General features: G+C 61.1%; 11 protein-coding genes and 1 pseudogene. 1 reads left to right on the forward strand and 11 read right to left on the reverse strand.

Annotated elements, in window-relative coordinates; translation table 11 throughout:
• From AC1DLB_RS09895 to AC1DLB_RS09945, 11 genes and pseudogenes are all read right to left on the reverse strand, one after another.
• A partial coding sequence (locus AC1DLB_RS09895) for an adenylosuccinate synthase (protein ID WP_477784939.1) occupies positions 1–812 on the reverse strand: 812 nt, incomplete at its 3' end.
• A 54-nt stretch (positions 813–866) separates the two neighbouring features.
• Positions 867–2,054: an ATP phosphoribosyltransferase regulatory subunit gene (locus AC1DLB_RS09900; RefSeq protein ID WP_007939588.1), complete on the reverse strand. Its 1,188-nt coding sequence runs from the start codon at positions 2,052–2,054 to the stop codon at positions 867–869.
• Positions 2,055–2,372: 318 nt separating this feature from the next.
• Entirely contained in the window at positions 2,373–3,242 is an 870-nt protein-coding gene (gene hflC, locus AC1DLB_RS09905) for a protease modulator HflC (protein ID WP_086944078.1), read from the reverse strand.
• Positions 3,242–4,414 (reverse strand): FtsH protease activity modulator HflK, encoded by a 1,173-nt coding sequence (gene hflK, locus AC1DLB_RS09910; RefSeq protein WP_477784940.1) that lies wholly within the window; start codon positions 4,412–4,414, stop codon positions 3,242–3,244. The genes hflC and hflK overlap by 1 nt, the downstream gene beginning before the upstream one ends.
• Positions 4,415–4,510: 96 nt before the next feature.
• On the reverse strand, positions 4,511–5,812 hold the full coding sequence (gene hflX, locus AC1DLB_RS09915; protein ID WP_477784941.1) for a ribosome rescue GTPase HflX: 1,302 nt from the start codon (positions 5,810–5,812) through the stop codon (positions 4,511–4,513).
• Positions 5,813–5,824: 12 nt separating this feature from the next.
• Positions 5,825–6,085 (reverse strand): RNA chaperone Hfq, encoded by a 261-nt coding sequence (gene hfq / locus AC1DLB_RS09920; protein ID WP_007902656.1) that lies wholly within the window; start codon positions 6,083–6,085, stop codon positions 5,825–5,827.
• Between the two features lie 94 nt (positions 6,086–6,179).
• Positions 6,180–7,151: a tRNA (adenosine(37)-N6)-dimethylallyltransferase MiaA gene (gene miaA, locus AC1DLB_RS09925; protein WP_086944079.1), complete on the reverse strand. Its 972-nt coding sequence runs from the start codon at positions 7,149–7,151 to the stop codon at positions 6,180–6,182.
• The gene (mutL, locus tag AC1DLB_RS09930) at positions 7,151–9,061 is read right to left on the reverse strand and encodes a DNA mismatch repair endonuclease MutL (RefSeq protein ID WP_086944080.1); all 1,911 of its coding nucleotides are present in this window, start codon (positions 9,059–9,061) and stop codon (positions 7,151–7,153) included. Before mutL ends, miaA begins: the two co-directional genes overlap by 1 nt.
• Positions 9,058–10,488, reverse strand: a complete 1,431-nt coding sequence (locus AC1DLB_RS09935) for an N-acetylmuramoyl-L-alanine amidase (protein WP_019582199.1) — start codon at positions 10,486–10,488, stop codon at positions 9,058–9,060. Before AC1DLB_RS09935 ends, mutL begins: the two co-directional genes overlap by 4 nt.
• Positions 10,489–10,822, reverse strand: a pseudogene (gene tsaE, locus AC1DLB_RS09940) (tRNA (adenosine(37)-N6)-threonylcarbamoyltransferase complex ATPase subunit type 1 TsaE).
• A complete protein-coding gene (locus AC1DLB_RS09945) occupies positions 10,810–12,309 on the reverse strand; it encodes an NAD(P)H-hydrate dehydratase (RefSeq protein WP_477784942.1) in 1,500 nt (499 codons plus the stop codon). The pseudogene tsaE and the gene AC1DLB_RS09945 overlap by 13 nt, the downstream one beginning before the upstream one ends.
• Positions 12,310–12,372: 63 nt before the next feature.
• Between AC1DLB_RS09945 and AC1DLB_RS09950 the strand changes: the two genes are divergently transcribed.
• Positions 12,373–12,802: QueG-associated DUF1730 domain-containing protein (locus AC1DLB_RS09950; protein ID WP_477784943.1), on the forward strand; the 430-nt coding region annotated here is incomplete at its 3' end.

The following is a 12,802-nucleotide window of genomic DNA, read 5'->3' on the forward strand; positions in this document are numbered from 1 at the left end:
GTGTAAGCCTTGGTGATGCCGAGGATGTAGTCCAGGAACATCGGACCAACACCCGAACCGGTGGCGATGCCGCCAGCAGTGGTGTTGGAGCTGGTGACGTACGGGTAGGTGCCGTGGTCGATGTCCAGCAGGGAGCCCTGGGCGCCTTCGAACATGATGTCCTTGCCGGCACGACGCAGGTTGTGCAGCTCTGCGGTGACGTCGAGCATCATCGGCTTGAGCAGCTCGGCGTATTCCATGCACTCGTCGAGAGTCTTCTGGAAGTCGATCGCTGGCTCTTTGTAGTAATTGACCAGTACGAAGTTGTGGTAATCCAGCAACTCGCCCAGCTTGGCGGCGAAACGCTCACGATGGAACAGATCACCGATGCGCAGACCGCGACGGGCAACCTTGTCTTCGTAAGCCGGGCCGATGCCGCGACCGGTGGTGCCGATCTTCAGCTCGCCACGGGCCTTTTCACGGGCCTGGTCCAGTGCTACGTGGTAGGACAGGATCAGCGGGCAGGACGGGCTGATACGCAGGCGCTCGCGCACCGGTACGCCTTTCTCTTCCAGCTTGTTGATTTCCCGCAGCAGGGCGTCGGGTGCAACCACCACGCCGTTACCGATCAGGCACTGCACGCCTTCGCGCAGCACGCCAGACGGGATCAGGTGCAAGACGGTTTTTTCGCCGTCGATCACCAGAGTGTGACCAGCGTTGTGGCCACCTTGGTAGCGCACTACGGCGGCAGCATGTTCGGTCAGCAGATCAACGATCTTGCCTTTGCCCTCATCACCCCATTGGGTGCCCAGGACTACGACATTCTTACCCATAACACTTGTCCTCATTCGCGCAAACTTGGTGCCGGCGGCGGCCGGCAGGAAAACTCAAGAAGCCAGTGGCGATACTTGCCAAAGCCCGTTCTGCTGAATCAATTGCCGGTCGCAGTCCGCTTCACGGGCGGCGGCCAAAGGCTGCCCAGGCAATGCCTGAACGACACGCTGACCCTCACTGCGCAACTGGCAAACCTGCTGCCAGAGTGCTGCATCCGTACTGTCAGGCATCCAGATACCGCCAGACGGTAGCTCGATCTCAGCACGCCCCAGGGTCACCAGGGTTTTCAAATCGGTGGAGAAGCCTGTCGCCGGACGGGCGCGACCGAAGTCGGCACCGATATCGTCGTAACGACCGCCCTGAGCGATGGACTGGCCAACACCCGGCACGAACACGGCGAACACCACACCGGTGTGGTAGTGGTAGCCGCGCAATTCGCCCAGGTCGAAGTACAGCGGTAACTCCGGGAAACGCGTGGACAGACGCTCGGCAATCGCCAGCAAATCGTCCAGGGCCGCCAGAACAGGCGCCGGCGCATTGGCCAGACGCTCGCGGGCAGCGCTCAACACTTCACGACCGCCACACAGGTCGACCAGCGCTCGCAGCATGCCCGACAGATCGGCAGGCAGGCCTTCGGTCAAGGTAATGACCTCGTCGATGGCTTTACGTTGCAATGCATCGAACAACTGTTGCTCGACTTCGCCGGACAAACCGGCGGCGCGGGCCAGGCCGCGGTAGATGCCGACATGCCCGAGGTCCATGTGCACATCCGGCACATCGGCCAGTTGCAGCATGGCCAGCATCAGGCTGATGACTTCCACGTCGCTGCTCGGGCTGGCATCGCCGTACAACTCGGCGCCCAGTTGAATCGGGCTGCGCGAGGACGACAACGCACGTGGCTGAGCATGCAGCACGCTACCGGCATAGCACAGACGGCTCGGGCCTTCGCGACGCAGGGTGTGCGCATCGATGCGCGCCACTTGCGGCGTGATGTCGGCACGGAAACCCATCTGCCGGCCCGACTGCGGGTCGATGACCTTGAAGGTGCGCAGATCGAGGTCCTGGCCTGCGCCGGTCAGCAGGGATTCCAGGTACTCGATATGGGGAGTCACGACAAACTCGTAACCCCAGCTCTGGAACAGATCCAACACCTGGCGACGCGCAACTTCGATGCGCGCAGCCTCCGGTGGCAGTACTTCTTCGATGCCATCTGGCAGCAGCCAGCGGTCTACCGTTGCCATTACGCCATTCCCCTATGATCCGGGCAGCAAGCCTTTGGGCGAGCCTTGAGTGAAGCAGAAAATGATCGGCTCATGTGCATAAACCCCGCGCATGAACAACGTGGCGAAAAGCCTGGAATCGGCTTCGCCAACCACTTTCCTCGAAAAACCTGTCGAGTCATTCAACTCGGGCGCCTGCATAAAAACAGCAATCAAACGTGCAGACGCAAAAAAGCCGGGAATTTCCCGGCTGCCGCATCATACACACGTTTTCCCAAAGGATCACCCCGCCCGAGGCTTTAGCCGCCAGGCGGGGGGATGATTCAGGTCAACGTCGTATCAAGGCTTGGCTTTTTCCAGGTAACGGAAGAAGTCACTGCTCGGGTCCAGGACCATGACGTCGGATTTGTTCGCGAAGCTTTCACGGTAGGCACGCAGGCTACGGTAGAACGCGTAGAACTCCTGATCCTGGCCGTATGCCTTGGAGTAGATCGCAGCAGCCTGGGCATCACCATCACCGCGAACCTCTTCGGATTCACGATAGGCTTCAGCCAGCAGCACGCGGCGTTGACGGTCGGCGTCGGCACGGATGCCTTCGGCCAGCTCGTTACCCTTGGCGCGGTGCTCGCGAGCTTCACGCTCACGCTCGGTGCTCATACGCTCGAACACGCTGCGGTTCACTTCCTTCGGCAGGTCGATGGCCTTGACCCGGACATCGACAACTTCAATGCCCAGCTCTTTTTCCGCCATCTTGTTCAGCGAAGCGGTGATGTCTGCCATCAGCGCATCACGTTCACCGGATACCACTTCGTGCAGGGTGCGTTTACCGAACTGGTCACGCAGGCCCGACTCCAGACGACGGGACAGGCGCTCGTCGGCAATCTGCTTGAGGCCGGAAGTCGCGGTGTAGAAGCGCTCGGCATCTTTCACGCGCCACTTGGCGTAGGCATCGACCATCACGGCTTTCTTTTCCAGCGTCAGGAAGCGCTGTGTCGGTGCATCCAGCGTCATCAGGCGCGCGTCGAATATGCGCACCTTGTTGACGTAAGGCACTTTCACATGCAGGCCCGGCTGAACATCGGCCTGGACCACGCGACCGAACTGCAGCAACACCGCACGCTCGGTCTGAGCCACGATGTAGAAGCAGTTCCAGGCAACGATCGCCACGACGACGCCGATAATAAGGGCGATCAGCGATTTATTGCTCATCAGCGACTCTCCCTGGTACGTGCCTGCTGTTGCTGCAGATCAGCCGCCGCACGCACATTCACTTCATTGYTGCTGGCTGCTGCGCCGGTCACCGGAGTGCTGGTGCGGCGACCATCCTCGACCATCTTGTCCAGCGGCAGATACAGCAGATTGCTCTGGCCATTCTTGTTGCCGGTCACGAGAACCTTGCTGGTGTTGCTGAAGATTTCCTGCATGGTGTCCAGGTACAGACGCTGACGGGTAACTTCAGGCGCCTTGCGGTACTCGGCCACCAGTTTGGTGAAGCGGTCAGCCTCACCCTTGGCGCGGGAGACGGTCTCGTCGCGGTAACCGTTGGCATCCTCGAGGATGCGCTGGGCCTGACCACGGGCTTCCGGCACGACGCCGTTGGCGTAGGTTTCAGCCTGGTTACGCGAACGCTGCTCGTCTTCACGGGCGCGGATCACGTCATCGAAGGCTTCCTGGACTTCACGCGGTGCAGCAGCGCTCTGTACGTTGACCTGAGTGACGGTGATACCGGTGCGATAGGTATCGAGGAAACGTTGCAGACGCTCCTTGATTTCGCTGGCCATCAATTCACGACCTTCGGTCAGCACCTGGTCCATGGCGGTAGAACCCACCACGTGGCGCAAGGCACTGTCGGTCGCATGCTGCAGGCTGGTTTCCGGCTGATCGACGTTCAGCACGAAGTCCTGCAGGTTGCTGATCTTGTACTGCACGGTCAGCGGCACTTCGACGATGTTTTCGTCTTCAGTCAGCATTTGACCCTGCTTGGTATAGGCACGCTCACGCGTGACGTTTTCCAGGTACTTGCGATCGATCGGCGGGAAATAGATGTTCAGGCCCGGGCCGACGGTTTCATAGTATTTGCCGAAGCGCAGCACCACGGCCTGCTCCTGCTCGTCGACCACGTAGACAGCGCTGTACAGCCACACGGCTGCGAGCACGGTCAGACCGATGCCGAGCAGGCCACCAAAGCCGCCACTCTTGCCCGGACCACCGCCCTCGTCACCGCGTTTCTTGCCACCACCGAACAACCCGTTCAGGCTTTCCTGCAGCTTTCGGAAGGCCTCGTCGAGATCCGGTGGTCCCTTGCGGTCGCCGTTATTGCGGCGCTTGCCACCCCAAGGATCCTGATTATTCGAGTTGCCACCCGGCTCATTCCAAGCCATAGCGCTCTCCATCTGATAAAGCAAAGACGCACCCACGGCGCGCCGACCAATGCTACAGAATGCCTGTCACCGCGGCACAACCGCTTTCTCAGGCTTTTATTGCAAAGTGTGTTGCTCGATGAATTCCATCGGTTGCAGACCTTCGCGRCTCACGAGTCGATTCAATTCGATCCGTGGCAAGCGAACGGCCAGCAGGCTGATGCCTTCTTCGTCGTGTTCTTCTTTTTGCACCGCACCGAGTTCGAAAAACTGCGCACGCAGTCGAGCAAAACGTTGCGGCAAGCGCAAGGYGCCAACAAACAAATCGCTGCCCAACAGTTCCGCCACTGCCTGCTTGAGCAAGTCCAGGCCGGTACCGTCCTTGGCCGACAACCAGACCCGCTGCGGCTTGCCATCGGCATCGCGCTGGATCTGCGGCTCAACCCCCTCGAGCAAATCGAGTTTGTTGTATACCTCAAGGATCGGCAAGTCTTGTGCCCCGATCTCCCCGAGCACCACCATGACCTGTTCGATCTGGGCCATACGATCAGGCTCGTGCGCATCGATCACGTGCAGCAGCAGGTCGGAGTTGCTCGACTCTTCGAGCGTAGCTCGAAATGCCTCGACCAGTTTGTGCGGCAGGTGACGAATGAAGCCCACGGTGTCGGCCAGCACGATCGGCCCGAGGTCCTCGAGCTCTAGTCGGCGCAAGGTCGGGTCGAGGGTCGCGAACAGCTGGTTGGCGGCAAAGACGTCGGAATCGGTGACCGAGTTGAACAGCGTCGATTTGCCGGCGTTGGTATAACCAACCAGTGAAACCGTCGGAATGTCAGCACGCTTGCGCCCGCGACGAGACTGCTCGCGCTGGCTGCGGACCTTTTCCAGGCGCCCCTTGATCTGACGCAGACGAATCCGCAACAGGCGCCGGTCGGTTTCCAGTTGGGTTTCACCCGGCCCGCGCAGGCCGATACCGCCCTTCTGCCGCTCAAGGTGAGTCCAGCCGCGAACCAGACGCGTACTCATGTACTCAAGCTGGGCCAGTTCGACCTGGAGCTTGCCTTCATGGGTGCGGGCGCGTTGGGCGAAGATATCGAGAATCAGACCCGTGCGATCGATCACGCGACACTCGAAAATACGTTCGAGGTTACGTTCCTGACTGGGCGTGAGGATGTGATTGAAAATCACCAGATCGACCTGTTCGGCTTTGACCAGGTCGCGTAACTCTTCGACCTTGCCGCTGCTGATCAGGGTTTTGGCGGTTGGCCGATGACGCGGCACGTTAAAAAACGCGACGGTCTCGGCACCAGCCGAAATTGCCAACTCCTGAAACTCCTGCGGATCTTCGCGCGCCTCAGGGTCCTGACCATCCAAGTGAACGAGAATTGCCCGCTCACCACCACCGTGGCGCTCAAAGAACAAAGGAGACTCCTATCAGGCGTTACCTGGCTCAGCGTCGCCTGCTTCGGATTCGGTTGCGCTAGGCAGACGAATTGGACGAACTGGCACCACTGTAGAGATAGCGTGTTTGTAAACCATCTGGCTGACGGTGTTTTTCAGCAGGATAACGAACTGGTCGAAAGACTCGATCGTGCCTTGCAGTTTGATCCCGTTGACCAGGTAGATGGAAACCCCCACTTTCTCTTTACGTAAAGTATTCAAGTAAGGGTCTTGTAGCGAATGCCCTTTTGACATGTGCCGCACTCCTTTAAGGATTCAATATAAAAAATAGGTAAACAGATGGCTTGGGGCCGTCACACCCCCAAGGATAGACGGCAATTGCAAGGACTCAGCTCAATATGGAGATGGTCCCGAGGTATTTCAAGGCGCGCGGCAGATTGTCGCAATCGAGGCTGTCCAACCAGTGTAAATCAGCCCAACTGCGCAGCCAGGTGAACTGGCGCTTCGCCAATTGGCGCGTGGCAATGATTCCACGCTCCTGCATCTCGGCTTGCGTCAGCTTGCCATCCAGGTAATCCCAGACTTGTCGATAACCTACTGCACGTATAGACGGCAACCCGGAATGCAAGTCACCTCTATCTCGCAGGGCTACGACCTCGTCGACGAATCCCTGTTCCAACATATTTGTGAATCTTTGTTTAATGCGCTCGTGCAGTACCTGGCGATTTGCCGGAGCGATGGCCAAGTTCGCGACAGTATAGGGCAATTGTTGCAGTCCCGAAGCGGCTGCTTCAGTACTTTGCGCAGATTGTCGCAAGCGTAGCTCAGTCATGCTCTGGCCGCTGACGCGATAAACTTCCAGTGCACGACTAAGGCGCTGCGGATCGTTCGGGTGAATTCGCGCCGCGGATTGCGGATCAATCACCGCCAATTGATCGTGCAGGGCTTGCCAGCCAAGGCGTGCAGCCTCTTCTTCGATTTGCGCACGAACGTCCGCATCGGCCGCCGGCATGTCGGCCAGACCTTCGAGCAAAGCCTTGTAATAGAGCATTGTGCCGCCCACCAGCAGCGGAATATTGCCCCGCGCGGTGATCTCGCCCATGGCTTGCAACGCATCGCGACGGAAATCCGCGGCGGAATAACTCTCGGCCGGGTCGAGAATGTCGATCAGACGATGCGGGAATTCGGCCAGGATCTCTTTGGAGGGTTTGGCGGTGCCGATGTCCATGCCGCGATAAACCAGCGCCGAATCGACACTGATCAGCTCGCAGGGCAGGACCTTGGTGAGTTCGATGGCCAGGTCGGTCTTGCCGGCGGCCGTCGGCCCCATCAGGAAAATCGCGGGAGGGAACTGGCTCATCAACGACCGCGCAAGAACAGTTTGTCCAGATCGTCCAGGCCCAGTTGGGTCCAGGTCGGTCGGCCATGGTTACATTGACCGCTGCGCTCGGTGTTTTCCATGTCCCGCAGCAGGCCGTTCATTTCCGGCAAGGCCAGGCGCCGATTCGCGCGAATCGCGCCGTGGCAGGCCATGGTGCCGAGCAGTTCGTTCAAGTGCGCCTGAATCCGGTCGCTGGTGCCGTATTCCATCAAATCCGCCAGCACATCGCTAACCAGTCGGTTGGCCTCGGCCTGCTTCAGCAACGCAGGGATTTGCCGGATGGCCAGGGTTTCCGGGCCAAGGCGCTGCAATTCAAAACCCAGACGCTGGAACCAGGCGACGTTTTCTTCGGCGCAGTCGGCTTCGCGCTGGCTGACCGCCAGGGATTCCGGCACCAGCAATGGCTGACCGCTCAACCCCTCGCTGGCCATGGCGACTTTCAGCCGTTCGTACATGATCCGCTCATGGGCGGCATGCATGTCTACCAGCACCAGGCCTTGGGCGTTTTCCGAAAGAATGTAGATGCCCTTGAGCTGCGCCAGTGCATAGCCCAGCGGCGGAATGTCATCTTGCCCGGCCGGCAGCGCGACCGCATTGGCCTCGGGCAACGGCGCGAAAAACTCGCGATAGGCCGCCTGGGCTTCGGCGACGGGCACGCCGGACTGAGGTCGCGGCGTGTATTGATACTGATAACCGGCACCGGCGCCAGAGCCCGCCGAAGTATTGAAGGACGGCTGGGCCTGAGGCTGCTCCAGCAGCGCATTGGCCGCCAGACGCATCTCGCCCTGCGGGCCGAACTCGCCGGCTTCGATACCGGTTGGCCGGACCACGGCTGTCGCGACAGGCGCGGCCAACTGGTCTTCCGGCCGCACATCACCCAAGGCGCGATGCAAAGTGCCGTAAAGGAAGTCGTGAACCATGCGCCCGTCACGGAAGCGTACTTCGTGCTTGGTCGGGTGCACGTTGACGTCGACGCCCGCCGGATCGACTTCGAAAAACAGCACGAATGTCGGGTGCCGACCGTTGAACAATACGTCGCGATAAGCCTGGCGCACTGCGTGCGCCACCAGTTTGTCGCGCACGGCACGGCCATTCACAAAGAAATACTGCAAATCCGCCTGGCTGCGGTTGAAGGTCGGCAACCCGACCCAACCCCACAAATGCAGGCCATTGCGTTCGATTTCGATCGGCAACGCCTGCTCCAGAAAGCCCGCCCCGCAGATCGCCGCCACACGCCGGGCGCGGGCCGCGTCATCATGGGCTTCGTGCAGGCTGAGGATGGTTTTGCCGTTATGGCGCAGATGGAACGCCACATCGAACCGCGCCAGCGCCAGACGCTTGATCACTTCTTGCAGGTGATCGAATTCGGTTTTTTCGGTCTTGAGAAACTTGCGGCGCGCCGGGGTATTGAAGAACAAATCGCGCACTTCCACCGAAGTGCCCACCGGATGAGCCGCTGGTTGCACGCGAGCCGCCATGTCCCGGCCTTCGGTTTCCACCTGCCAGGCTTGATCGGCGTCGCGAGTGCGGGAAGTCAGGGTCAGACGCGCCACGGAACTGATGGAGGCCAGCGCCTCACCACGAAACCCCAGGCTCATGACCTGTTCGAGGTCTTCCAGGTTGCGAATCTTGCTGGTGGCGTGACGGGCCAGGGCCAAAGGCAGGTCATCGGCGGAAATGCCACTGCCATCGTCGCGCACCCGCAGCAGCTTGACACCGCCCTGCTCCACATCGACATCGATGCGTTTGGCGCCGGAGTCGAGGCTGTTTTCCAGCAACTCCTTGATCACCGAGGCCGGGCGCTCAACCACTTCACCAGCGGCAATCTGGTTCGCCAGCCGTGGACTGAGTAGCTCGATACGCGCCGTGTTGGTCAGCACCTGGTTCATTCTTTGGCCGCCAGTTCAGTGCCTGGAATGGTCAACGTCTGACCAATCTTCAGCTCGTCACTTTGCAAGTTGTTGGCACTGCGCAAGGTGGCCGCAGACACCTGATAACGCACGGCGATCATCGCCAGGGTTTCACCGGGGCTCACGCGATGGTCACGTGGGCCTTGGGCGATCTTGCCGGAATCGCGCAGCCAGGCAATGTAGGTGCCCGGCGGCGGGTTCTGCTGGAAGAATTGCCGCACGCCGCTGCTGATGGAGCGCGCCAGCGCCTGCTGGTGGCTCGATGCCGCGAGTTTCGAGGCTTCGTTGGCGTTGGAGATGAACCCGGTTTCCACCAGGATCGACGGGATGTCCGGCGACTTCAGCACCATGAACCCGGCTTGCTCGACACGTTGTTTGTGCAGCGGCGTGACGCGACCGATGTTGCTCAAGACTTTCTGGCCAACGTTCAGACTGGAAGTCAGGGAAGCGGTCATCGACAGGTCGAGCAGCACGCCGGCGAGCATCCGGTCCTTGTCGTCGAGGCTGACGTTGCCGGCACCGCCGATCAAGTCGGAACGGTTTTCGCTGTCGGCCAGCCAACGGGCGGTCTCCGACGTAGCGCCGCGGTCAGACAGGGCAAACACCGACGCACCGAACGCTGCGGCTGACGGCGCGGCGTCGGCGTGGATCGAAACGAACAGGTCGGCGCCCTTCTTGCGGGCGATTTCGGTACGGCCGCGCAATGGAATGAAGTAGTCGCCGGTACGGGTCAGTTCGGCGCGGAAACCTTTCATGCCATTGACCTGACGCTGCAGTTCACGGGCGATGGCCAGCACCACGTCTTTTTCACGCTGACCGCGAGACCCCGAGGCGCCCGGGTCTTCGCCGCCGTGACCGGCATCGATCACCACGATAATGTCGCGCTTGCCAGCCGGTGCGGGTGGCAGCTTGATCGAAGGCTCGGACGGCGTGACGGGTACGGCGGGTACCGTGGCCACAGACGGTGTTGGCGCAGGCGGTGGCGCGGCATCGGCCGCGTTGTCGAACAGGTCGACTACCAGGCGATTGCCGTACTGGGCGTTCGGCGCCAAGGTGAAGCTTTTCGGCGTGACGGCTTTTTTCAGGTCGATGACCACCCGCAAATCGGTCGGCGTACGCTGAGCCGAACGCATTGCCGTGATCGGCGTGTTGGCCGTGGAGACGTTCAGCGGCGAGCCGAGCGTCGCGCCATTGATGTCGATTACCAGCCGATCCGGTGCGGTCAGGGTAAAGACGCTGTGCTGGACAGGCCCCGTCAGGTCGAACACCAGTCGAGTGTTATCCGGCGCCCGCCAAAGGCGAACACTGTTGACCTTCGTCTCGGCCACAGCGTCGACGGTCACCGCCAAAAACAACACCCCTACGGCAGCAACCAACGCGCGAAAGCGCATACCTAACCCCATCATTTATTTGGATTCCAATGCCAAAACGGCACACCACGACTCGCCACGCGAGCCTTGGGGCAAAATTCTCAGCGACGGGGTCGACCAATCGATATAAGTCGAAATGGAAGGCGCGGACGGCGCCGATCTCGTAAGGCTCGACCAGGGTAAAGGTCGGACTTTTTACCGCGCCGGTATGCCCCAGGCCACGGATGATGCCCCGGGACAGTGTGGTTTTCCCCGCGCCCAGATCCCCTTCAAGAAAGATCAGACCGTGCCCTCCGGTGGTTTTGGCGATACGTGCGCCAAAATCGCTCATGGCCTGCTCATCAGCCAGGTACAGGGTTACTTCAGACACGGTGCTTGCTCCTCCAACAACTGACGAATGGCTGGAATCAGATCACTGGCCGCCAGCCCGCGGCCTAATTTACCTTGTTGCGCACCGGCATTGGCGTGCAGCCAGACCGCCAGGCAGGCCGCGTCATACGCGTCCAGGCCCTGAGCGAGCAAGGCGCCCACCAGACCGGCCAGCACATCACCCAACCCGGCCGACGCCATGGCCGGATGGCCCTGATGACACAGCGCCAGACGCCCATCGGGGCTGGCAATCAGACTGCCAGCGCCCTTGAGCACTACCACCGCTGTATATTTTTTGCTCAACGCATGGGCCGCGGCCGGGCGGTCAGCCTGTACGGCGGCTGTCGATATCCCCAGCAATCGTGCCGCTTCGCCCGGATGCGGCGTGATGACACTACCTGCGGGCAAGCTCACGCCACCTTCGGCCAACAGGTTCAATGCATCGGCATCCCATACTTGTGGCTGCGACGCGTTGGCCGCGGCCGACAACAGGCTGCGCCCCCAGGCGGCCTGCCCCAGCCCCGGGCCGACGACCAGCACCGTGGCCTTCTCCAGCAAGCCCATCAATTGATTGGCCGACGACGTACCGAGCACCATAGCTTCCGGCAAACGCGCCAGGGCGRCCGGAACATGCTCGCTGCGGGTGGCCACGGACACCATGCCGGCACCGCTGCGCAGGGCACTTTGTGCACTAAGCAGGATGGCGCCGCCAAAACCGCGATCACCGCCAACGAGCAATACGTGACCGAATTTGCCTTTGTGGGCAGTTGGAGCGCGGCCGGTCAGACGCGGCACATTACCGGCCGTCAGGCGACGCGCACTTATCTCGGCCCCAATAAATGTCTCGGGGGCGACGTGCAGATCGTTAAATACCAAATCGCCCACCACATCCGCCGCGTCACCGGCGAACAGCCCCACCTTCAACCCGATGAACGTCACAGTCAGGTCTGCTCGAACCGCAATGCCGAGCTGGCGCCCCGTATCGGCGCACAACCCCGAGGGGATATCCACCGCCGCAACCGGGAGCCCACTGGCATTGATCGCGGCGATGGCGCTGGCGAACGGCTCGCGCACTTCACCGGTCAGGCCGGTGCCGAGCAATGCATCCAGCACAATGCCGCGCAACTCGGAGTGCGGGGTCCAGCCTTGAATGGCCACGCCTTCGGCCACCGCCTCGGCATGCGCCGACGCGGCATCGCCCTGCAAACGCCCGGGGTCACCGGCGGCCAGCACCCGCACATGCCAGCCGGCACGTCGGGCCAGCACGGCCACCAGATAACCGTCGCCCGCGTTATTGCCATGGCCGGCCACCACACTCAATTCGTGCCCGGTCGGCCAATGGCGGACCAGCGCACGCCAGGTCGCCCGTGCCGCACGCTGCATCAATTCGAAGCCCGGTGTACCGGCYGCGATCACGCTCGCATCGAGCCCTCGGACTTGCGCGGCGCTATACAGCGCGTCGGGTAATTCATCTTTAGTGTGCGGCATGCGTCTTCAGGCTCCGATGTCTGGCAGAATTATACGCATCTCAGCTCCGGTTTCTCTCGCCTCATGCCCGCTATTACCACAGACCTGCCCGCCCTCGCCCAATCCATCAAGGACTGGGGCCGCGAGCTGGGCTTTCAGCARGTCGGCATCAGCGGCCTCGATCTGGCCGAGCATGAGCAGCACCTGGAGCGCTGGCTCGCCGCTGGCTATCACGGCGAAATGGATTACATGGGCGCCCATGGCAGYAAACGCTCGCACCCGGAAGAACTGGTGCCGGGCACCCTGCGCGTGGTTTCCCTGCGCATGGACTACCTGCCGGGCGACACGCACATGGCGCAACGGCTGGCCCAACCGGAAAAAGCCTACGTCTCGCGTTATGCCTTGGGCCGCGATTACCACAAATTAATTCGTAAACGCGTGCAACAACTGGCGGAAAAAATCCAGGCGGTGATCGGCCCGTTCGGCTACCGCGCCTTCGTCGACAGCGCCCCGG

The sequence above is a fragment of the Pseudomonas sp. 05N434 genome (assembly GCF_056396965.1).